Consider the following 22,308-nt stretch of genomic DNA (forward strand, 5'->3'; position numbering starts at 1 on the left):
CTGTCGTGCTTCAATCATCATCGCCGGCGCAGACTGCGCAGGGCGACATATTACGTCTTGTCAGTATCCGTCCGCGCAAATCAGGCGTCGCCGGCCGACGTGACGTCGCCCGGGGACACCTGATCGCAATGTACGAACGAAGCTGCGCCGCCGAGCGGCGCTTGGCAACTGGGAAATTTTGGGTGGATCCGCACGACGCGCAGATTTCTTCCGCGCTGCATCAGCACATGCCTGTTCCGTCGCTGAACGATTGTTGATATTGAGACGACCAACATTGTTGTTTGTTGTTCGACGCCGACATTGCCTCGACGGTAATTTGCATAGGGAAAGCGGAATGGCGCCAACCTGCTCACCATCGCATCATGTTTCACAACCCGACCTGCCGAAGCCCTGCGGAACGGGCGCGTTTCGAGCCGGCCGCGCAGCGGTGCTCATCGGACTGGCGATGGGCCTCGCCGGCTGCGAGCAGAACAGCTATCAGCCGCCGCCACCACCGAAGGTCGAAGTGGCGCAGCCGGTGCAGCGCGCGGTGACGCGATATCTGGAGGCGACCGGCAATACCGCGCCGGTCAAGAATGTCGACCTCGTCGCGCGCGTGCAAGGCTTCCTGCAGTCGATCGACTACAAGGATGGCGACACGGTCAAGGAAGGCACGACCCTGTTCACGATCGAGCCGGAGACCTACAAGCTCAAGCTCGACCAGGCACAGGCGGCCGAGGCCGGCGCACAGGCCTCGTACAAGCAGGCCGAGGCCGACTACAAACGCCAGACCGACCTCGTCGCGCGCCAGGCTGCTTCGCAGGTGGCGCTCGACAATTCGACGTCGGCGCGCGACAACGCCCAGGCCAATCTGCAGCAGGCGCAGGTCAATACCAAGATCGCCAAGGTCAATTACGGCTACACCAAGGTGACGGCGCCGTTCGATGGCGTCGTCAGCGCGCATCAGGTCTCGGTCGGCGAACTCGTCGGCGTCGCGTCGCCGACCCAGCTTGCGACCATCGTGGCGCTCGATCCGGTCTATGTGAACTTCACCGTCAACGAGCAGGACGTGCTGCGCATCCGCGCCGAGGCGCGGCGCCGCGGCAAGACCTCATCCGACCTCAAGCAGTTTCCGATCGAGCTCGGCCTGCAGACCGAGAACGGCTATCCGCATCAGGGCAAGCTCGACTATGCCGCACCGACAGTCAACGCCTCGACCGGCACGCTCGCCGTCCGTGGTCTCGTGCCCAACCCTGATCACGTGCTGTTGCCCGGCTATTTCGTGCGCATCCGGATTCCCGTCGACCGGACGACGGACGCCCTGCTGGTGCCCGACACCGCGCTCGGCAGCGACCAGAGCGGCCGCTACGTGCTCGTCGCCAACGGCGACAATGTCGTAGAGCAGCGCAAGGTCAAGGTCGGACCGCTCGACGGCGGCCTGCGCGTGATCGACAGCGGCCTGAAGGCCGACGACCGCGTGGTCGTCGCTGGCCTGCTGCGCGCCATTCCAGGTCAGAAAGTCGATCCGCAACTCAAGCCGGTCGAGCCCCCGGCGTCCACGAGCAAGTGAGGGCCGGCCGTGATCTCCAAATTCTTCATCGAGCGCCCGGTCCTCTCCAACGTCATCGCCATCCTGATGATGCTGATCGGCGCCGTCGCGCTGTACAATCTCGCCATCGCGCAATATCCCGACGTGGTGCCGCCGACCGTCCAGGTGACGACGCGCTACCCCGGCGCCAGCGCCAAGACCGTGACCGACACCGTGGCGCTGCCGATCGAGCAGCAGGTCAATGGCGTCGAAGGCATGCTCTACATGCAGTCCTACAGCGGCGCCGACGGCAGCTATTCGCTGACCGTGACGTTCAAGATCGGCACCGACCTGAACTTCGCACAGGTGCTGGTGCAGAACCGCGTCTCCAGCGCGCTGGCGCAGCTGCCGCAGGCGGTGCAGAACCAAGGCGTCACGGTGCAGAAGCGCTCGACCTCGATCCTGCTGTTCGTGACGCTGACCTCGCCCGACGCCAAATATGACAGCCTGTATCTCAGCAACTACGCGACGATCAATTTGAAGGACGAGCTGGCGCGGCTGCCCGGCGTCGGCAACGTCACGGTGTTCGGCGCCGGTCAGTACTCGATGCGGATCTGGCTCGACCCGAGCAAGCTGCAGGTGCGCAATCTGGTGCCGCAGGACGTGATCCAGGCGATCCAGCAGCAGAGCCAGCAGGTCGCCGCCGGCCAGATCGGCGCGCCGCCGACGCCGGCCGGCCAGGCCTTTCAGTACACGCTCAACGTCGCCGGACGGCTCGATGACACCCGGCAGTTCGAGGACATCATCGTCAAATCCGGCAGCAATGGCGACGTCACGCGCGTGCGCGACGTCGGCACGGTCGAGCTCGGCGCCCAGACCTACGGTCAGCAGTTCTCGCTGAACGGCCAGCCCGCCGTCGGCATCGGCGTATTCCAGTCGCCCGGCGCCAACGCGCTGGAAGTCGAGCAGGCGGTCGAGACGAAGATGGCGCAGCTGTCGAAGACTTTTCCGCAAGGCATCCAATACGACACGCCGTTCGACACCACGAAGTTCGTCAATGCCTCGATCCATGAGGTCTACAAGACCCTGATCGAGGCCGGCGTGCTGGTGCTGATCGTGATCCTGATCTTCCTGCAGGACTGGCGCGCGATGCTGGTGCCGACCACGACGGTACCGGTGACCATCATCGGCGCCTTCGCGGCGATGGCGGCGCTCGGCTTCACCATCAACCTGTCGACGCTGTTCGCGATCGTGCTCGCCATCGGCATCGTAGTCGACGACGCCATCGTGGTGGTCGAGGGCGCGGCCCACAACATCGAACGTGGCATGAATGGCCACGATGCTGCGATCCGCGCCATGGACCAGCTGTTCGCACCCATCGTCGGCATCACGCTGGTGCTGATCGCAGTATTCCTGCCGGCCGCGTTCCTGCCCGGCCTCACCGGGCGCATCTACGCGCAGTTCGCGCTGGTCATTGCGGCCACCGCCCTGCTCTCGGCGATCAACGCTGCGACCTTGAAGCCGACGCAATGCGCGCTGTGGCTGCGGCCACCGGTGCCACTCGCAAAGCGCAACGTGCTCTACCGCGTCTTCAACGATCTCTATGCGCGGCTGGAGCGGCGTTACACCGCGCTGATCGGCGGGCTGGTCAGGCACAGCACCGCGTCCGTGGTCGTCGCGCTGATCCTGATTACGGCCGGCGGCTACGGCCTGTCGCGCGTGCCGACCGGCTTCCTGCCGATCGAGGACCAGGGCTACCTGATCGCCGCCGTGCAGCTGCCCGACGGCGCCTCGCTCGAGCGCACCCAGAAGGCGCTGGACAAGGTCGGCGCCATCGCCAAGGGCACGCCCGGCGTCGCCCAGGTCATCACCATCGCCGGCATCTCCGCGCTCGACAACAGCGCCAGCCTTGCCAATGCCGGCGTCGCCTACATCATCCTCAAGGACTGGGACGCCCGCGGCAAGGGCGAGGATCTGCGCTCGCTGGTCTACGGCCTCAACGACCGGCTCGCCGACGTGATCGAGGCGCGCACCCTGGTGCTTCCGCCGCCGCCGATCCAGGGCATCGGCAACGCCGCCGGCTTTGCCATGCAGGTCGAGCTGCGCGACGGCAACAGCGATTATGCCAAGTTGCAGGCGATGACCTCGGCGATGGTCGCAGGCGCGCAAAGCCAGAGCGCATTGCAGCGTGTTCAGTCGCCGTTCCGCGCTGTTGTGCCGCAGTTCGACGTCGAGATCGACCGGGTTAAGACGCAGACCCTGCACGTCACCACGGACCAGGTGTTCTCGGCGCTGTCGTCCTACCTCGGCGCCTCCTATGTCAACCAGTTCAACAAGTTCGGCCGCGTCTTCCAGGTCTATGTCCAGGCAGATTCGAACGCGCGGCTGACGGCACGGCAGATCGAGAGCCTGATGGTGCGCAACCAGAGCGGCGACATGATCCCGCTCGGCACGGTCGCGACGGTCAAGCCCTCGGTCGGGCCGTCGCTGATCAGCCTCTACAACCTGTATCCCTCCGCCACCATCGTCGGCCTGCCGGCGCAGGGCTACTCCTCCGGCCAGTCGCTGAAGCTGATGGAGGAGATCGCCGCGCGCACGCTGCCGCCCGGCACGGGCTATGAGTGGACGGCGATGTCGTATCAGGAGAAGGTCGTCTCCAATCAGATCTATCTCACCTTCGGTCTCGCGCTCCTGCTCGTCTACCTCGTCCTCGCCGGCCAGTACGAGAGCTGGTACGCGCCGATCTCCGTCATCCTCGCGGTGCCGCTGTCGCTGCTGGGGCCGATGGCGGTGCTGACGGCGCTCAAGATCGACAACAATCTCTATGTGCAGATCGGGCTGATCCTCCTCATCGCGCTGTCGGCGAAGAACGCGATCCTGATCGTCGAGGTCGGGCTCGAGCTGCATGGCCGCGACGGCAAGCCTCTCATCGAGTCGGCGATCGAGGCGGCGCGGTCGCGGTTCCGGCCGATCCTGATGACCTCGTTCGCGTTCATCCTCGGCGTCCTGCCGCTGGTGCTGGCAACCGGCGCCGGCGCCAGCGCCCGCAAGTCGATCGGCATCACCGTGTTCTCCGGCATGCTGGCCTCGACCTGCCTCGCCGTGCTGTTCGTGCCGGCGTTCTTCGTGGTCGTGCAGCGGTACGAGACCTGGCGCGCTGCGCGCAAGACGAAGGCCGTCGTCGCGCAGCCGGCGGAATTATCTACTGCGTTCGCAGCGGCGTCTCCTTCAGTCCGTTGGCGTCATAGGCCTTGCGCAGCAGCCCGTTCGACGGCGCCTCGGTCATGAAGCTGGTGACGAAGGCCAGCGCCTTGTCGTGGCCCAGCGGCACGGCGACGGCCGTGACCGTCTTCTTGAAGGTCTCGTCGAGCACCCGCGTGCCCGGAATCTTCTTCGCCATGGCGTTGAGCTGGTCGCGCGACAGCGCGAAGGCGTCGATCTCGCCGCGCTGCAGCAGGCCGGAGATTTCGTCATAGGTCTGGTAGCCGGTGACAGTCGCGTTCTTCAGATGCGCGATCGCGCCGCGCATCGTCGTGGTGTTGTTGACCGCGGCGACCTTGACGCCCACCTGATCGAGCGTCGCGAAGCTGGTCACGCTCGAACCGGGCTTGACGATGTAGGTGGCATCCGCGACCTCGTAGATCGGCCCGAACGCCATTTTGGCCTCGCGCTCGGGATCCTTCGGCAGGAACGTCACGTCCCAGGTGCCCTTAGCCGCAGCGTCCGTGATCTGGCCGGAGTTCTGATGCGCGACGTACTCGACAGGCACGCCGAGCCGCTCCGCCATCGCACGGCCGAGATCGACGGGAACGCCGACATAGCCGGTCTCGGTTTTGGTCGACCAGAACGCGCCACCCGCCGGACTGATCGCAATCGCCACGCGCAGCTTGCCCGTCGGTGCGATCTCGTCCTTCAACTCGGCGGCTCCGCTGTGAGATGATGCCATCATGCCTGCCACCACGGCCAGCGCCGCCACCAACAGCTCGCGCCACCGGCCCATCGTTCCCTCCCTTTTGCGTTGGCGCCCATCATGGCGTGCGGGCCACCCAATGCAAGCGCCATCGTCCTCACTCCGCCGGCGCCTCCCGCAACACGGGCCGCGCCGCCGGAAGCTCCGGCGGCAGGATCAGCGCAGCGATGATCGCGACCAGGGCCAGCGCGGCGAAGGCCTGCAGCATGGTGGCGAAGCCGCCGCGCTCGTACAACCAGGCGACGAGGCCGACCGAGGCGCCCGCCGCGGTGAAGCCGACGAAATAGCGCACCGCATAGGCGCGCGAGCGCCACTCCTCGGCGGTGTACTTGCCGACCATCGCGTCGTTGACGGTGACCTGCCCGAACGCGCCCATCACGATGCCGATCGAGGCCACGATCAGCGCCCAGTCGCGGGCATCGGCGGCGAGATAGAGCAGCGGCGCCAGCACCAGCGACAGCGGCAGCGCCACCGCCTTCAGCGTATGACGATCCAGCAACCGCCCGATCGTGTATTGCGTCATCGCACCGAACACGTAGACACCGGCCGCGATCACGCCGAGCAGCGCCGGGCTCTGCGTCAGCCCGGCCAGCCGCTCCGCGAACAGCTTTGGCAGCGCCACGGTGATGGCGTTGAACGTGGTCGAGATCGCGATCACCACCAGCAGCAGCGCCAGCACCACGCGCCACATCTGGTCGCGCGCGACGCGGGCCTGCGCCGCCGCCTGCTTCGAGCCGCGGCGGTCCTCATGCGCCACCAGCATCGCGAACACGATGCCGATCCCGATCGTGATCACCCCGGGCACGATGAACGCATAGCGCCAGCCGAGATATTGCCCGACCACGCCGGTCACCAGCGCCGACGAGGCGACGCCGAGATTGCCGAACACGCCGTTCAGCCCCATGTCGCGGCCGAGCCGGTCGGCATAGGACACCAGCATCGCGGTCCCCACCGGATGGTAGATCGAGGCGAACAGGCCGATCGCGAACAGCGCCGCGCCGAGCTGCCACGGCGTCTGCACGAAGCCGACCGAGATCATCGACAGGCCGATGCCGACGTAGAAGATCAGCATCATGTGCCGCCGGCTCCAGCGGTCGCCGAGCCAGCCGGTCAGCAGCGCGCCGGCGCCGAAGGCGATGAAGCCCGGGGTCGCATAGGGCAGCAGGTCCGCATAGGCCATGCCGAGCGCCGGGCCCATGATGATGACGGCGGCGGCGAAGATCAGCATCGCGTAATGGTCGATGAAATGGGCCGCGTTGACGAAGCCGATCACGCGGCCTGGTCTGTTCAGGCTTGAACTGTTCAAGCTTGGGCTGTTCATGGGCGTATCCTCGATTCCCGGATAAATCGGTTATACTGGGTCGCCCCAACGAGAAGGCGCCAATGACCATCGTGGACACGCCATTGAAGCCGCTCGGCGACGACCGGGTGACGACCGAGCCCGGCGTCCACCGGATCGCGCGCAGCTATCACAAGGGTGCCCGGCTCGAGCCGCACATGCACCGCGAATCCCAGCTGATCTACGCCTCGCACGGCACGATGCAGGTGACGACGCCGCGCGGCCGCTGGCTGGTGCCGCCGGATCGCGCGGTGTGGGTGCCGGCGCGCCACGGCCATGCCATCGACATGCTGGCGGATAGCCAGATGCGGACGCTGTATTTCGAGCTCGACTGGCTCGCGCGCGAGATGCGCGGGTTGCGGCTCGACCGCGAGTTCGTCGTGCAGGTGTCGCCGCTGCTGCATCAGGCCATCCTGGCGCTGTTCGAGCCGGACGGCGCGGCGGAACGCGCCGCACTGCTGGTCCGCCTGGCGCTGCTCGAGCTGCGCCGCGCCGAGGACTCCTCGACCTTCATCCCGCTGCCGCAGGACGCCCGCGCCCGCCGCGCCGCCCAGCTCGTTCTCGCCTCGCCGGCGAGCGAGCAGGATCTCGCGACCCTCGCGAGCAAGGTCGGCAGTTCCGCGCGCACCTTGTCGCGGCTGTTCGCGGCGGAGACGCGGCTGAGCTTCAAGGCCTGGTGCCAGCGCGCCCGCATCGCCGCGGCGATCGAGCGCCTCGCAACCGATCGTCAGCTCTCGGTCAAGCAGCTCGCCGCCGATCTCGGCTACGCCAGCGTGCCAGCGTTCTCGCATGCGTTCCGCCAGGTGACCGGCCGGACCCCGACCGAATTTGGCGAGCAAACGCGCACCTGACGCGGCGTGCGCGGACCTGCCCTGCGCGACGGCGTCCGTTGACGTTTTGTTATGGTTGAATGTGGCCACCTTTGCCATAAATCCATGTAACATCACGGGCGAATGCTTTCCGCGGGGACTAGACCGACACCAGATGGCCAATGCCTTTTTCACCGATCTGATCACCACCATTTCCGAGCGCGGCCGGACGCTGCTGCGCGGTAGCGGTGCCGATGTCGCCAAGCACGATGCGAAGAGCCTCGTGGAGCTGTGCGAGGCGCTGGTGTCCGGCGCCGGAGAGGCCTCGGGCACCGCCATGGCGCGCGACGTGCTCGACGGCTATCATGATCTCGACGCCGACGGACGCAAGGCGTTCTTCACCGCGCTGGTGCACGATTTCGGTCCCGACAATACCCGGCTCGAGAAGGCGATCGAGGCGTGGCGCGCGGCGCCGTCCGATGACGGCGCGAGCGCGCTGCATTTCGCCTCCGAGCCGCGGCGGCAGGAGCTGATCCGCCGGCTCAACCGCGCGCCCGGCGGCACGCCCGAGCTGGTCGCCATGCGCACCGATCTCCTGGATCTCCTGAAGGCGAATCCGGAACTCGCCGCGCTCGATCGCGACGTCGTGCATCTCTTGAGTTCGTGGTTCAACAGGGGGTTTCTGGTGCTGCGCAAGATCGACTGGTCGACGCCGGCGAACATCCTGGAGCAGATCATCCGCTACGAGGCGGTGCACGAGATCCACGACTGGGACGATCTGCGCCGCCGCATCGATCCGATCGACCGCCGCTGCTACGCCTTCTTCCATCCGGCGATGCCCGACGCGCCCTTGATCTTCGTCGAGATCGCGCTGACCGAGACCATCCCCGGCGCGATCGCGCCGCTGCTCGCCGTCGACCGTGCGCCGGTGCCGGCCGATCGTGCCCGCACCGCGGTGTTCTATTCGATCTCCAACACCCAGCGCGGCCTTGGCGGCATCTCGTTCGGCAACTTCCTGATCAAGCAGGTGGTCGAGGAGCTCCGGCGCGAGCTGCCGAAGCTCGACACCTTCGTCACGCTGTCGCCGGTGCCGGGCTTCATGGGCTGGCTGAAATCGACCGATGACGCGACCGAGGACGATCGCAACACGCTCCAGCTCCTGAACGAGCCGCGCTGGGTCGAGGACGCCGAGATCACGACCGAACTGCGCGCCGTGATCGAGCCGCTCGCCGCGCACTACTTCCTGAAAGCCCGCACGCCGAAGGGCAAGCTGATCGACCCCGTCGCCCGCTTCCACCTCGGCAACGGCGCCAGGCTCGAGCGCATCAACTGGCTCGGCGACCTCTCCGCGAAGGGCCAGCGCGAGTCGGCAACCGTGATGGTGAACTACCTGTACCGGCTCGAGGACATCGAGAAGAACCATGAAGCCTATGCCAATGACGGCGAGGTCGTCGCCTCCAGCGCCGTGAAGAAGCTGCTGCGCGGCGAAGGCCGGCGGCTGCTGGACATGAGGTTGTCGTCGTAGTTGGGCCCTCACGAGGCTCATGAGACGGAATGCTCGCGCTACAAAGTCAGTGTCATCCCGGCGAACGCCGGGATCCATAACCACAGGGAGTGGTTTGGGACACTCACGTCGTTGAGATCTCGCCAAGCCACGTCCGCCGCGGAGTATGGGTCCCGGGTCAGCGCCGTGCCGCGCTCCGCGCGTCACAGCTTGCCCGGGACGACAGCGGGGCAAAACGGATACGCTGGTGGCTCGCATTGATGCTGGTAAGATGGCGTGCTCACGCCTCAAACACCGCCGTCATCCCGGCGAACGCCGGGATCCATAACCACAGCAAGTGGTTTGAGGCAGGCACGTCGTTAGATGTCGCCAAGCCACATCCGCCGCGGCGTATGGGTCCCGGGTCGGCGCCGTGCCGCGCTATGCGCGTCACGGCTTGCCCGGGACGACGGTGAGGAAAAACCGCTTTCACATTTCAAACAGCCTGGGACGCACGACAACATCCTCGCGGCGCAGCGCGCCCGAGTTGCTATGATGCATGTCCCTCCAAGGAAAACAGAGGGCGCAGGGAAGGCCGGGTGCTGGCCGCAACCCATGGCCCCCGTGCGAGAAAAGTGCACGGGGCAGGAACCACAGGTACGACCGGTGCATTCCGGCCTTCCCTGCGCGATGGTTTTCACGGTGTCCTTCGTGCTCTCCCCGGGGATCGGCGTTCTTGCCCCCGTCATCCGCGCGTGCCGTCAAGCAACGACCGCAGACTTGACCTCAGCGTCGAGAGGCCAGGACCACACGACTTCTCCGTCCGCAAGCACGCCGGTCGTCTGCCGGCATCCTCACAGCCACCGCATCCCTGCCCCGACGTTCGTGACGACGCGTACGCCCCTCTGCGAAAGGGACAGGATGGGGTGCATCATTGCTGAATTTCGGAAAATGTCAAGCGGGAAAGATTCGGATTCCGCTCACGGCGCGCATTGGGCTCCTCCCCAGCCGCGGCCCTCACGACGCCTTCTCCACGTGGCGCGCAAAGCTGTCCAGAATCGCCTGCCAGCCGCCCTGCTGCTGCTCGACCGAGTGGGTCGTTTCGGCATCGAACACAACGCGGACGAGGACGCCCTTCGGGCCGGGCTCGAAATGCACCTCGGCCTTGCGGTCACCAAACGCATAGGCGATCAACTCGTTCTGAACCACCTTCGTATACGTGCCGGCGAAGTCGAAGCCCATGCTGCCATCCTTGGCCTCCATCCGCGACGAGAACGCGCCGCCGTCGCGCAGGTCGACCGTAGCTTTGGTCGTATGCCAGTCGTCGGACGCAGCGTTCCATTTCACGATGTCGGCCGGCGTCGTATAGGCGCGCCAGACCTGGTCGATCGGGGCTGCGACGGTGGTTTCGACGGTGATCCGCATGGATGTTGCTCCTGGCTCGGTTTGACGGCCCGCTGCAAGCGTGCAGCAGATGTGCTCGAAGGACGAAGCAGGCTGGCCAGTCCCGACAGTTGGTGAGATAAATTATGCCCCGGGACAGCTGCAAGCATGATCGGTGGGAACAGCGATGCGAGCATCATTCATTGCCGTCGCAGCCCTGATGGGCGGCGCGCTCGGTGCGGCCATCCTCGGCTACGCGGCGTGGGCGATCGGTTTCTTAGCGCTCAGCTTCGCGCCAGGAGGCATTCACAGCGACTGGGGCATCCTCGCGCTGCTGGGCGTCCTGGTCGGCCTCGGCATGGGCGGTCTTTTGGGAATGTGGGCGGGCGTCGAATTTGCCAAGGTCGTGCTCAGGACGAAGCATGAGCTGGCCGCTCGACGTGACGATCATGTTGGGTGAGAGGTTTCTCTCCGCAGAGACAATCTCGCGTGCGGAGAGAACCCCTCACCCGAGCGAGCCTGTCGTCGATATCTGTGTAGCCCTCTCCCACAAGGGGAGAGGGCGCAGTCATTGGCACCGCCGCGCCGGGATGAGACCCATCGACGCTCTAATAACACTGCATCCGGCACTGCTCTCACCTGCGGGCCGAACATTCGCCGCCGTTGTCTCGTCGCCAGATCCTGGACAACTTTCCAGAGAGAGCATCTTCGAGATCCGATCTGAATTCTTGTGTGAGATCGTTGAGCCCCAGGATGCGCTGGAGTACGGACCGAACCTCCGGGTCACCATCGTTGCAGGCGACCGCAGACGGTGGAAATGGTGAAAACACCAGTTCGAGATCGCGCGACGAGATCAGGCCTTGCTGGCGCAGTTCGACCATCCTGTTGAGGATGGCGGCGAGGTCGGATTTGCCGAGGTCGCTCAGGGACCACGCGGCGAGAAAGCGATGAACGTGTGTCTCCGCAGGATCCGACACCAATCGGAGAAAAAACTCTGGATGCTGCGCGCTCAGCTGCCGCAGCTTCTGAAAGCTCTTGAACCGCAACCAGGGCTTGGGTTGCCCGGTCAGAATGAGGCCGGCGATCGGAGAGATCGCCGGTCCGAAATCCGTCTCGACGGCGGCGACCTGGTCGACATAGGCTTGGTAACTGTCGGCCTGCGCCAACCGGCCGCTCTGAAGATCGTCGGCGCGCGACACCGCGGTCCCGCCCGGGACGAGGCAGCCCAGGCACAGCATCAGAGCCGTCAGCATTGCCTGCAACCGTATCGACGGCCGCAGCGCCCGGCGCTCCCGACTGAAGCGGAGCGTTGAATGCATCTGCACCGTGGCTGGATCAGGCGCCTCGCCGTGCGACATCGCTGATCAATCTCCGGCTTTTCGATGTGAAGCCCCCGCGCCGCCAGCGCCTCGATCAGATGCGGCCGGCGTCGGTCGATCCATTCGACGCACTCCACCGTTTTCGTGATCGAGTTTCATGGCACCGATGCCGGTCGCATTCGGACAACAGCATTGGCCAGAAGCTGCTGCGTGTCCAGCATGGCGGCGCGGCCTGCACCGCTCACCCATGCACGTGCTTCGACACGCCGCAGACATCGGCCGCCCCCTGCAGCGGGCTCCGAGGTTTTCAGGACGGCTTGAACACCATCAAATAGAAAATGCCGAGCATGGCTGCTGTCGACGGGAGGCCGAGGAAGGTCCAGATCTTGAATCCCCTGTGATACTCGGCGGGCAGTTCCGAGCCGGTCGCAACCGCCTTGTTCGAGAGGTCGACCATGCGATGCTGCAGCCGGACGCCGACGATCCAGCAGACCCCCGCCACGCCAAGCAGCGTCAAGGCCCATCCGATCCATCCCGTCGACATCGGATAATCCGCGATCGATGCCATCCAAGACCCAGTGACCACCTGGATCAGCGCGGCCACGACCGTCAGATAGAGCTCCACCTTGACGATGGCGGGCCCGAATTCTGCGATCCATCTCGCCTTCTTGGAGCCGTAGACAATCGTGCCGAGCACACCAGCAAAGACGCCACCGCCAAACAGAACCGTCGAGCTGATGATGTGAATCAATGTCAGCGTCTGATAGAGCATGGACCGGCATCGCCCCCCGTCTTTTTCGATCAAGCGTCGCCGTCAGCTTGCGCGCGCCGAGAGAACGCATCTCTCGACCGACCATGCAATGGCTCGGAGGGAATGACAAGGTTGGGGCGAACGTCTCTTGCCGGCGCGCGAATGTCATCAAAGGGTGCATGACCTTGAACACTTCAGAGCTGATACGCATAGTGGCTGGTCTCGGTATCTCAAGATACGCATTCAGCATCGACGGGGCCGGGCCACCGAAGAGCAGTACAGGCTGGAGCGGGACGGGCCACTCTGGCTCTTCTATTATCATGAGCGCGGCAAGCAGGTGGGCATTCGCCAGTTTGCCAGTGAGGATGAAGCGTGCCGTTACATGCTCGAAACGCTGTTGGCGGATCGGACGACGCGGGGCGGCGCTTGATCGAAGGTCGAACTGCGACTTGGCAAGGCTTGTCCCATGACGGCATCGATTGAGATATTCAAGCGCATTTCCGAAGCGCTCGCTGAGGATGGGTTCAAGCAGCCGTCCCGCAGGATCTATGTCAAGCCTTGGAGCGGGGCCTGGCGGGGATGGATCACCATCGATACTGGACGCTATAGCCTGGGTCCGGTGGTTGGACTCTTCAACGACGAACTCCTGAAGGCCAGCAGCGACGCGCTGAAGCGACTGGGGGCGCCATGGCAAACTGGCAAGAATGGACCGCCCCTGATCATGATCAACTTGCAGCAGCTTGCCGAACAAGACGCGGACAGCCGGGCGCGGATGTCCTGGACATATAGTGGCAAGCCATTGCAGCCAAGCGTAGCGGATGACATCGTTCACTGCATCCGGACGTGCGGATATCCTTACATTCAGGCGCACACCGACATCGAGGCCATGTGGCGCGCAGCCGTCGAGGAAAGAAGGGCATCCCCTGCGTTCATCATGTACCTGCCGATTTTCCTGATCAGACTCGGCCGATTGGATTCACTGCGTGAATACGTCGCAGCCCATCGGGAGCACCCGATAAGTGCGGATCCTTCGGTCAACTACGCACAATATGTGGATGCGCTGTTGGAGCTTCATGGTATCCAGCCGCTGTGATCGGCCAGCGAGGAGATCGACTGACGACTGATGCCGCGGAGACTGACCTCGTCCTGAGAAGCCCGCCGGCGGCGGGCGTCTCGAAGGACGGCCGCAACATCGGTCGTCACCGAGGTTTCAGCCGACCGCCTCGTGCGGCCGCAACCGCAGCACCGCCGGCGGCAGGTGCGCCGCCAGCCACGCCGCAACCGCCCCCTGCTTCCGGTGATACGCCAGCCCCGCCGCGACGACAGCGACGCCGATCAGCGACAGAGCGAACGGGAACAGCAGCGAGTTCTTGAACACGACGTCGGCGAGATGGCCGAGATACATCGTGATGCCGATGGCGCCGAACACGGCGTAGGCGCGGCGGACGATGATGACGGCTGTCAGCAGCAGGCCGACGTTGAGCAGGCAGTAGACCGCCTTGCCGAGTTCGGTCGCGCCCTCGGTGGCGCTGATGCCGCCCCAGAAGGCCATCAGGCCGAACAGATGCAGCCAGAACCCGAAGTCGCGGTTGTCGCTGGTGTAGTCGACGATCCAGGCCAGGCTGAGGATGCCGAGGCCGAACCAGATCGAGACGATGCGGCGCATCTCCCAGTCGATGTGGCTGACGTTGAAGATCCAGGGTGTCAGGTCCATCGACATGAACCACAGCGCCACCGAGATGACCGCGTAGATGAAGGGCACGCGGTAGAAGCGCAGCGCGATGCTGCCTGCCGCGATCGTGGCGAGTTCCATGAACAGCCAGCTGCCCTTGATCCAGACGTAGAAGTCCTGAACCGTGCCGGGCTTGCCGAACCTGCCCCACCAGCCGAGCTCCTCTTGCACACCATAGACGGCGAGCGGCGCCATCGACACGGCAATGGCGATCAGCAGGCCGCCGGGAACGCGCAGGTCCCGGCGCCAGAGGTGGTTGCCGGCGAAACCGAATGCGACGGCATAAGCGAGCGCGCAGGCCGTCAGCGCCCGGCCACCCATCTGCGAGAATGCCACCGTAGAGAACAGGCCCATGGCGCCGATCACGATCAGCGCGCCGGCGTACCAGAGCAGATGCGCGGCATCGAATTTGGCGCGGGGCGCAGCGGCGGATGGGGCGCGCTGGTGCAGGAAGGCGAGCAGGCGTTGCAGCTCGTCGGGGCTTATGGCGCCGGTGCCGGCGGCGGCGCGGAGGTCGGTTTCGGAGTAGGACATGGAGTTACCTCGGGTGGTCCGCCGGCGTGCGGGTCCGGTCGCGCAAACGCTGATCGCGTTGCGCGTAGCGGGCCGATGCCGGCGGGGCGGATAAGGGTGAGTGTAGCTGAGCGTGAGCGGCGTTCAAGAAATAATTTGAGCAACGCTCAATATTCTTCTCTCCATCCCCTCTCCCGCCGTCATCCCGGCGAACGCCGGGATCCATAACCACAGGGAGACGTGTGAGGCAGGCTCGTCGTGAGAGTGCGCCACGCCACGACCGGCGCGGAGTATGGGTCCCGGGTCAAGCCCGGGACGACACCGGTGGAGACGATATGGCAGAGTTCGCAACAGCCATCGCAAATGCTGCGGGAACTATCCCTGCCGCGGGCGATGACAGCTCGGGGTCGAACGCGCTCTCTCCGCGTCATTGCGAGCGAAGCGAAGCAATCCAGAGTCCTTGCTCGGCCCTGGATCGCTTCGCTTCGCTCGCGATGACGGCGAGGCTGGAGAAGCTGACCTCAGATCCAATTCGACAGAGGCTCGCCCCTCTCCCTCAATCCTTGAAATACGGCTCCACCGGGCCGTGCACCTTGATGGTCAGCGGGTTGCCGTGGCGGTCCTTGGCGGTGCCGGCGGCGACGCGGATCCAGCCTTCGCTGATGCAGTATTCCTCGACATTGGTCTTCTCGGCGCCCTTGAAGCGGATGCCGACGTCGCGGGACAGGATCGCCTCGTTGTAATAGGGGCTCTTCGGATCGACCGAGAGGCGGTCGGGGAAGGTGAAGGTGTTGTTGTCGCTCACAGCAGTGCCTCGATCTCTTTCTTCAGCGCCTCGGGCGTGGTGGTCGGCGCGTGGCGCGCCACCACCTTGCCCCGGCGATCGACCAGGAATTTGGTGAAATTCCATTTGATCGCCGAGCCCAGCAGGCCGGTCTTCTCGCCCTTCAGGAACTTGTACAGCGGGTGCGCCTCGGCGCCGTTAACGTCGATCTTTGCGAACAGCGGGAAGGTGACATCGTACTTCGTCGAACAGAACGCGCCGATGTCCGCGGCCGTGCCGGGCTCCTGGGCGCCGAACTGGTTACAGGGAAAACCGAGCACGGCAAAGCCCCTGCCCGAATAGGCGCGCTGCAGGGCTTCCAGGCCGCGATATTGCGGGGTGAAACCGCAGGCGCTGGCGGTGTTGACGATCAGCAGCACCTGACCTTCGAAGCGCTTTAGCGGCACCTCCTCGCCCGTGAGCGAGGTCGCGGTGAAATCGGTGATGCTTGCCATCAGCGCAGCACCGGGTCGATCGGCGACGGCGGCCTGCCGCCGGCCTCGATGGCTTCGCCCGCGGCGAGACACATGTCCTCGCGAAAGCGCTGGCCGACGAGCTGGACGCCGACGGGGACGCGGCCGACCAGGCCGGTCGAGACCACCAGGCCCGGCAGGCCAAAGAAGGGAATCGCGATCTGCGTCAGCTGGGCGTGCCAGACCTGCTGGAAGGACTCCTCGTCCTTGCGGTCGAGCTGGTCGGCGAACGGCAGCAGGCCGGAGACCGGCAGCAGCAGCAGCGGATGCTGCTCCATGAACAGCAGCCACTGCCGGGTCAGCGCAGCGCGGCGCGCCAAGGTCGCCGAGAGATCGAACGGATGCACCTTGTCACGGTTGCCGCGCAGGCAGGCGAGCGCGCCGGGGTCGCCTTCCTTTTCAGCGGCGGCGAGCTGGGCCTCGTAGCCGTCGCCGAGCCACAGGCGGGTCTGCAGCAGCGCGGCTTCCTGTAGTGGCGGGGTGTCCTGGATCTCCTCGACGGTCCAGCCGGCGGCCTCGAGGCGCCTGGCGGCGTCGCGCAGCGCGGCGACGACCTCGGGCACGGGGTTCAGGCCGTCCGGATTGACGCACAGCGTGACGCGCTTCGGCAGATCAGGTCCTTCGAGCGGCACCGGCATCCACCAGACATCGCGGACATCGCGCGCCGACATCGCGGCCAGCGCGATCCTGACGTCGTTGATCGTGCGGGCGAGCGGGCCGGAGACGGCGCTGATCTGCGGGCCGATCGGCCGCTCGGGGAACTGTGTGTTGAAGGCGGGGATGCGGCCGACCGTCGGGCGCAGACCGTGGATGCCGCAGGCATAGGCCGGATAGCGCACCGAGCCGGCGATATCCGTGCCGTGGCCGATATGGCCGATGCCGGCGGCGGTGGCCGCGCCGGCGCCGCCGGAGGAGCCGCCGGGCGTGATGCCGGGGTCTCGCGGGTTTTTGGTATGGCCGTGGATGAGGTTGCTGGTGAACCAGCGATACGACACCGCCGGCGTGTTGGTGCGGCCGAGCAGCACGGCGCCGGCCTTGACGAGATTGTTGACCACCGGATTGTGCGCGGACGCGATGGCGTCCTTCTGCAGCTTGAGGCCGTTGGTGGTGGCGTAGCCGGCCTGGTCGACATTGACCTTGATGGTCACGGGCACGCCGGCGAGCGGCCCCGGATCCTCGCCGCGCGCGAGCCTCGCGTCGATCGCGTCGGCCTGCTGCAGCACGTCCCCGGGGCGGTGGTCGATCACGGCGTTGATCGCCGGATTGACCGCATCGAGCCGCGCCAGCGCCGCGATCGCGGCGTCGCGGGCGGAGACCTGTTTCGACTTGATGAGGGCGGCGAGATCGGCAGCCGGCAGGCGCCAGAGATCGGTCATGAGGGGCTCCGTGGTGACGGGCTTGTTGTAGCGTGCGGGCCGGAGGGGAGAAAGCCGTCCGCGCGCAGCCCTCCTGAAAGGCTTATGCAGCGACACGCATGGGTTTGTTGTCCCCTCGCTCTCTCCTCCGCGTCATGGCCGGGCTTGTCCCGGCCATCCACGTCGAGCGGCACCCGTTGATCGACGTGGATGCCCGGGACAAGCCCGGGCATGACGGAGAAACAAAACGGCGACGTGTCCAGGGGCCAACGATCAGGCCCGACCGATCAATACCCAACCTGCATCGATCGATCCGGAATCAGGCTTGGCCAACCCTCACAATCGACTTTAAGACCTCAATCAACGACATCACAAAAGGGGGAAACCAGCATGATCAGATCGGGCACCATCATGGCCGCAACATTCGTCCTCGCCGCCGCGGCCACGCTCTCGCCGCGCGCGGGCCACGCCGAGACTTTCGCCTATGTCGGCAATGCCGACAGCAACGACATCAGCGTCTTCAAGTTCGATGGCAGCTCCGGCGAGATGGCGCCGGTACAGACCGCCGCCTTCGTCGGCGTCGAGAAGCCGGGCTCGTCGACCCCGCTCGCGGTCAGCCCGGACAAGAAGCTGCTGATATCAGGCATCCGCTCGCAGCCGTTCCAGGCGCAGAGCTTTGCCATCGACGCCAAGACCGGCGAGCTCAAGCACATCGGCAACGGGCCGCTCGCCGACAGCATGGCCAACATCGCCTTCGACCGCACCGGCAAGGTGCTGTTCAGCGCCTCCTATGGCGGCAACAAGGTGGCGGCGAATCCGCTGCAGGCGAATGGCGTCGTCGCAGCCCCGAGCCAGGTGATCCCGACCGGGCTGAACGCGCATGCGTTCCTGCCCTCGCCCGACAACCGCTTCGTGTTCGCGACCAATCTCGGCTCCGACCAGGTGCTCGGCTTCGCCTTCGATGTTGCCACCGGTGCGCTGACGGCGAAGGAGGCGCTGACGGTGAAGACGCCGGAGAAGTCCGGCCCGCGGCACTTCATCTTCCACCCGAACGGCAAGTTCATCTACCTCCTGCACGAGCTCAACGCCGATCTCGCGGTCTATGCCTATGACGCCGAGAAAGGCAGCTGGACGGAGCAGCAGCGCCTCACCACCCTGCCCTCGGGCTTCACCGGCAAGCCCTGGGCGGCCGATCTTCACGCGACGCCCGATGGCAAGTTCCTCTACGCCTCGGAGCGCGGCTCCAACACATTGGCCGCGTTCAAGGTCGATGCGGCCAGCGGCCGCCTCACGCTGGTCGGCAGCGTGCCGACCGAGACCCAGCCGCGCGGCTTCGCCATCGATCCCTCAGGCCGCTATCTCGCCGCCGTCGGCGAGGTGTCGAACGGCATGACCGTGTACAAGATCGACGCCGCCAGCGGCGCGCTGGAGAAGGTGAAGTCGTATGCGGTCGGCAAGAAGCCCAACTGGGTGGAGTTCGTCACCCTGCCGTGAGCGGGCGGGTTGCGGCGGCGCGGCATTCTCATCGGCGTGATCAGTCCCTATATGCAATGCCATGAGCAGCCCCGCCGCCCAACCCGACCGCCATCCGCTCGCGGTTCAACATCCGGAACTCGATGACGCCTCCATCCGCCTGATGGTGCAGACGTTCTACGGCAGGGCGCGGGAGGACGAGCTGATCGGACCGATCTTCAACCGCACCGTAGAGGATTGGGACGAGCATATCGGGCGGATCAGCGATTTCTGGTCGTCGATGCTGCTGAAGACCGGCCGCTACAGCGGCGCGCCGATGCGGCCGCATCTCATGCTGTCGCTGCAGAGCCCGCATTTCGATCGCTGGCTGCAGCTGTTCGAGGCCACCGCGCGCGACCTCTTCGCGCCGGAGCTGGCCGGGCTGTTCATCAGCCGGGCACGGCGCATCGCCGACAGCTTCGAGATGGGAATCGCCAGTACACGGGGCGAACTCGTGCGGCCCCGTCATTCCGTCTAGCCCGGGCAGCCCGGGAACATCGTTCACACCGTTCGCTGCGCGGCCATCCAGCCGCGCGGAGCGCTCAGTGCCGGGTCATCGATTGCGCCGGCATCATGTTGAAGATCGCCTCGGAGAACGGAAACTCGAGCACGATCTCGCCCTCCTCGTCGGTGACCTCGATGACAGCCGTCATCAGCGCCGCATTGCCACCTTCGGTGCGCAGCAGTTCCTTGATCATGTCGCGTGCGACTTCCCAGGCTCGGTCGGGATTGCGCAGCACCTCGCCGTCGGTGTCGGAGACCAGTTCTTCGCCGATCCGTGTGTTGAAGAAATATCTAGGCATCGTCAGCTTCCAATGGGGTCACACGCTGGGATTTTGAAGGCTCGAACGTCTCACAACTGCTTTATCCAGCCCATTCCACCTAAGGCTATTGGCGGAACAGGACGGCGTTGCGAAGCCATCGATCACGAATTCGTTGTTTTCGCGGCTCGATCCGACGAAAACCCGGGCAATTCGCGGCTGCGGCTTCGCACTGCAATAAGCGGGCCTGAGAAGCTCAAACAAAAAGATTCCACTGGCGAACTTTTCGTAGAACGGTAGTTTAAATCCGAGGACGATAACCGTCCCGTCTTGAAGGAGAGGACAATGGCCTGGAAAGCACCGAAGATTGTTGAAGTGCCGGTCGGCATGGAAATCAACATGTACGCCTGCGCCGCCCGCAAATAATTCGCGGGTGTGACGTCCAAGTCCCGCCTGCAAATCCCGCTCGGGGCGGACGTCGACGCTTGAGGGTGGGGATCAGCGGTCGCGCATGTGCCAGCCCATGCGCTGATGCGATGTCCCACCCTCGTCACCTCGCGGCCGCCGATCGTGCTGACATCCAGCCGTCCTGCCACCGCTCTTCCTGCCGCTGGTAATCGCGTGCGCCACCACAGCTGAATTCCAGGAGACGGCTCATGCTTCGCCTCGTCGTCCTGGGCGCCGCCGCGGGCGGCGGAGTCCCGCAGTGGAACTGCGGCTGTGCAGTCTGCCGTGCCGCGCGTACCTCACATCCCGAGATCCGCAACAGCCAGGCCTCCGTCGCGGTCAGCGCCGATGGTGCGAACTGGTTCCTGATCAACGCCTCGCCGGACCTGCGCCAGCAGGTCACCTCGACGCCGCAATTGCATCCGAAGCCGGGCGCGCTACGGCACAGCCCGATCGCCGGCGTGATCCTGACCAATGGCGAGATCGATGCGGTCACCGGACTGCTGTCGATGCGCGAGAGCTCGCCGTTTTCGATCCATGCGCACCCCAAGGTGCTTGCGATCCTCCGATCCAACAACATCTTCGATGTACTGAAGGACGCGACCGTCAAGCGCCTGCCGATCGAGATCGATGTTCCGTTCCGCCCCGCGCTGCAGGACGGCTCCCCGTCAGGCCTGGAGGTCACCGCCTTCGCAGTGTCCGGCACCAGCGCCTGGTATCTGCGCGACAAGCAGCATCCCGGCGGCAGTTCCTCGACCGGAGACACGCTCGGCCTGAAGATCGCGGATGTGGCGAGCGGACGATATTGCTACGTCATCGCCGCCTGCGCCAACGTCGACGATGATCTGAGAACGAGATTGCAAGGCGCGCCGCTGGTGCTGTTCGACGGCACGGTATGGCGCGACGACGAGATGATCCAGGCCGGACTCGGCAATAAGACCGGGCAGAGCATGGGACATATCGCGATGTCCGGAGAAAGCGGCGCGATCAAGCGGCTGGCGGACCTCGCGATCGGCAGGAAGATCTTCCTGCACATCAACAACTCCAATCCGGCGTGGCTGCACGCCTCACCCGAGCGGCAAACGTTGGAACGCGAGGGATGGGAAATCCCCGCTGAAGGGATGGAGATCGTACTGTGAGTGAGGTCAATCTGAGCGGGATGACGGCGCTGTCGATCGGACGCGGCGTGACTCTGAACAATGCGAGCGAGCTGGAAGCCGCGCTGCGCCACATCGGGGCGACGCGCTATCACAACCATCATCCGTTCCATAAGCTCCTGCATGGCGGCAAGCTCAACAAGGGCCAGGTGCAGGCCTGGGCGCTGAACCGCTACTATTACCAGTCGACGATCCCGCTGAAGGACGCGATGGTGATGACGCGCTTCCGCGACCGCGCCACGCGGCTGGAATGGCGGCACCGCATCGAGGATCACGACGGCGATGTCGGCAGCGAGGGCGGCATCGAGCGCTGGATCAAGCTGACCGAAGGCCTCGGTCTCGACACGGCCTATGTCGAATCCACCGAAGGCATCCTGCCGGCGACGCGCTTCGCGGTGGAGGCCTATGTGCACTTCTGCCGCGACCGTTCGCCGCTGGAGGCGATCGCCTCGTCACTGACCGAGCTGTTCGCCCCGAGCATCCACGAGGAGCGCATCTCGGGCATGCTGGAGCACTACAATTTCGTCAACAACGACACGATGAGCTACTTCAAGCGCCGCCTGACCCAGGCGCCGCGCGATGCCAACTTCGCGCTGCATTATGTCAAGGAGCACGCCACGACGCCGGAGCAGCGCGCCGCGGTGTGCAACGCGCTGATCTTCAAGACCAACGTGCTGTGGGTGCAGCTCGACGCGTTGTATCACGCGTATGTCGAAGGCCACATCCCGCCCGGCGCGTTCGTGCCGAAGGAGGGGTGAGCGTGGTCTTCGCGGCTCTCTCAGCGGCACCGGTGCCACCCTCCCCTGGAGGGGGAGGGTCGCATCGCGCGAAGCGCGAGGCGGGGTGGGGTGAAGCCACCAGCCGCGGTGCAAATGGAGAGATCACCCCACCCCGTTGCGCATCGCGCGCGATGCGCAACGACCCTCCCCCTCCAGGGGAGGGTGGGTACCGCCGATGCCGTGGCATCGCAACAA

General features: G+C 65.3%; 20 protein-coding genes and 1 pseudogene. 11 read left to right on the forward strand and 10 right to left on the reverse strand.

The genetic code is table 11. From position 1 onward, the window contains the following. Positions 1-445 precede the first annotated feature (445 nt). Positions 446-1,549, forward strand: coding sequence for an efflux RND transporter periplasmic adaptor subunit (locus ACQR07_RS33940; protein ID WP_434906458.1), 1,104 nt, complete (start codon positions 446-448; stop codon positions 1,547-1,549). A gap of 9 nt (positions 1,550-1,558) precedes the next feature. After that, positions 1,559-4,699, forward strand: a pseudogene (locus tag ACQR07_RS33945) (efflux RND transporter permease subunit); the annotation flags it as partial. A gap of 10 nt (positions 4,700-4,709) precedes the next feature. On the opposite strand, the gene ACQR07_RS33950 reads toward ACQR07_RS33945, so the two are convergent. Together ACQR07_RS33950 and ACQR07_RS33955 are read right to left on the reverse strand one after the other, a co-directional pair. Further along, complete coding sequence (locus ACQR07_RS33950) at positions 4,710-5,507, reverse strand: transporter substrate-binding domain-containing protein (protein ID WP_434906402.1); 798 nt, start codon at positions 5,505-5,507, stop codon at positions 4,710-4,712. Between the two features lie 67 nt (positions 5,508-5,574). Further along, the gene (locus ACQR07_RS33955) at positions 5,575-6,768 is read right to left on the reverse strand and encodes an MFS transporter (protein WP_434906459.1); all 1,194 of its coding nucleotides are present in this window, start codon (positions 6,766-6,768) and stop codon (positions 5,575-5,577) included. Between the two features lie 92 nt (positions 6,769-6,860). On the opposite strand from ACQR07_RS33955, the gene ACQR07_RS33960 reads away from it, so the two are divergent. Next, on the forward strand, positions 6,861-7,667 hold the full coding sequence (locus tag ACQR07_RS33960) for an AraC family transcriptional regulator (protein WP_434906403.1): 807 nt from the start codon (positions 6,861-6,863) through the stop codon (positions 7,665-7,667). A 133-nt stretch (positions 7,668-7,800) separates the two neighbouring features. Then, on the forward strand, positions 7,801-9,150 hold the full coding sequence (locus tag ACQR07_RS33965) for a malonyl-CoA decarboxylase (protein WP_434906404.1): 1,350 nt from the start codon (positions 7,801-7,803) through the stop codon (positions 9,148-9,150). Positions 9,151-10,125: 975 nt separating this feature from the next. Here the strand turns inward: ACQR07_RS33965 and ACQR07_RS33970 are convergent. Next, a complete protein-coding gene (locus ACQR07_RS33970) occupies positions 10,126-10,533 on the reverse strand; it encodes an SRPBCC family protein (RefSeq protein ID WP_434906405.1) in 408 nt (135 codons plus the stop codon). Positions 10,534-10,678: 145 nt separating this feature from the next. On the opposite strand from ACQR07_RS33970, the gene ACQR07_RS33975 reads away from it, so the two are divergent. After that, on the forward strand, positions 10,679-10,951 hold the full coding sequence (locus ACQR07_RS33975) for a hypothetical protein (protein WP_434906406.1): 273 nt from the start codon (positions 10,679-10,681) through the stop codon (positions 10,949-10,951). A 175-nt stretch (positions 10,952-11,126) separates the two neighbouring features. Here ACQR07_RS33975 and ACQR07_RS33980 read toward each other — a convergent pair whose 3' ends face one another. Both ACQR07_RS33980 and ACQR07_RS33985 read right to left on the reverse strand, forming a co-directional pair. After that, complete coding sequence (locus ACQR07_RS33980; protein ID WP_434906407.1) at positions 11,127-11,849, reverse strand: hypothetical protein; 723 nt, start codon at positions 11,847-11,849, stop codon at positions 11,127-11,129. Between the two features lie 268 nt (positions 11,850-12,117). Continuing rightward, positions 12,118-12,582, reverse strand: a complete 465-nt coding sequence (locus tag ACQR07_RS33985) for a DUF2269 family protein (RefSeq protein ID WP_434906408.1) — start codon at positions 12,580-12,582, stop codon at positions 12,118-12,120. 445 nt (positions 12,583-13,027) lie between these two features. Between ACQR07_RS33985 and ACQR07_RS33990 the strand changes: the two genes are divergently transcribed. Further along, entirely contained in the window at positions 13,028-13,654 is a 627-nt protein-coding gene (locus ACQR07_RS33990; RefSeq protein WP_434906409.1) for a hypothetical protein, read from the forward strand. A 117-nt stretch (positions 13,655-13,771) separates the two neighbouring features. Here the strand turns inward: ACQR07_RS33990 and ACQR07_RS33995 are convergent, their stop codons facing one another. The 4 genes from ACQR07_RS33995 to ACQR07_RS34010 all read right to left on the reverse strand — a co-directional run bounded on the left by ACQR07_RS33995 (position 13,772) and on the right by ACQR07_RS34010 (position 17,478). After that, complete coding sequence (locus ACQR07_RS33995; RefSeq protein ID WP_434906410.1) at positions 13,772-14,827, reverse strand: hypothetical protein; 1,056 nt, start codon at positions 14,825-14,827, stop codon at positions 13,772-13,774. Positions 14,828-15,362: 535 nt separating this feature from the next. Continuing rightward, positions 15,363-15,611, reverse strand: a complete 249-nt coding sequence (locus ACQR07_RS34000) for a DUF3297 family protein (RefSeq protein WP_434906411.1) — start codon at positions 15,609-15,611, stop codon at positions 15,363-15,365. Then, positions 15,608-16,084: a glutathione peroxidase gene (locus ACQR07_RS34005; protein ID WP_434906412.1), complete on the reverse strand. Its 477-nt coding sequence runs from the start codon at positions 16,082-16,084 to the stop codon at positions 15,608-15,610. Before ACQR07_RS34005 ends, ACQR07_RS34000 begins: the two co-directional genes overlap by 4 nt. Then, a complete protein-coding gene (locus ACQR07_RS34010) occupies positions 16,084-17,478 on the reverse strand; it encodes an amidase family protein (RefSeq protein ID WP_434906413.1) in 1,395 nt (464 codons plus the stop codon). Before ACQR07_RS34010 ends, ACQR07_RS34005 begins: the two co-directional genes overlap by 1 nt. Positions 17,479-17,847: 369 nt before the next feature. Here ACQR07_RS34010 and ACQR07_RS34015 point away from each other — a divergent pair, with 369 nt between their 5' ends. Continuing rightward, positions 17,848-18,951, forward strand: coding sequence for a lactonase family protein (locus ACQR07_RS34015; protein ID WP_434906414.1), 1,104 nt, complete (start codon positions 17,848-17,850; stop codon positions 18,949-18,951). Positions 18,952-19,012: 61 nt separating this feature from the next. Continuing rightward, positions 19,013-19,447, forward strand: a complete 435-nt coding sequence (locus ACQR07_RS34020) for a group III truncated hemoglobin (protein ID WP_434906415.1) — start codon at positions 19,013-19,015, stop codon at positions 19,445-19,447. Positions 19,448-19,511: 64 nt separating this feature from the next. Here the strand turns inward: ACQR07_RS34020 and ACQR07_RS34025 are convergent, their stop codons facing one another. Further along, complete coding sequence (locus ACQR07_RS34025) at positions 19,512-19,772, reverse strand: DUF6894 family protein (protein ID WP_434867489.1); 261 nt, start codon at positions 19,770-19,772, stop codon at positions 19,512-19,514. 303 nt (positions 19,773-20,075) lie between these two features. Here ACQR07_RS34025 and pqqA point away from each other — a divergent pair, with 303 nt between their 5' ends. The 3 genes from pqqA to pqqC all read left to right on the forward strand — a co-directional run bounded on the left by pqqA (position 20,076) and on the right by pqqC (position 22,092). Then, positions 20,076-20,156, forward strand: a complete 81-nt coding sequence (gene pqqA, locus ACQR07_RS34030) for a pyrroloquinoline quinone precursor peptide PqqA (protein WP_012029362.1) — start codon at positions 20,076-20,078, stop codon at positions 20,154-20,156. A 230-nt stretch (positions 20,157-20,386) separates the two neighbouring features. Then, positions 20,387-21,316 (forward strand): pyrroloquinoline quinone biosynthesis protein PqqB, encoded by a 930-nt coding sequence (pqqB, locus tag ACQR07_RS34035; RefSeq protein WP_434906416.1) that lies wholly within the window; start codon positions 20,387-20,389, stop codon positions 21,314-21,316. A gap of 20 nt (positions 21,317-21,336) precedes the next feature. Next, complete coding sequence (gene pqqC, locus ACQR07_RS34040; RefSeq protein ID WP_210261728.1) at positions 21,337-22,092, forward strand: pyrroloquinoline-quinone synthase PqqC; 756 nt, start codon at positions 21,337-21,339, stop codon at positions 22,090-22,092. The last annotated feature ends 216 nt before the right edge of the window (positions 22,093-22,308 follow it).

The sequence above is a fragment of the Bradyrhizobium sp. HKCCYLS20291 genome (genome assembly GCF_051167715.1).
GTDB lineage: Bacteria > Pseudomonadota > Alphaproteobacteria > Rhizobiales > Xanthobacteraceae > Bradyrhizobium.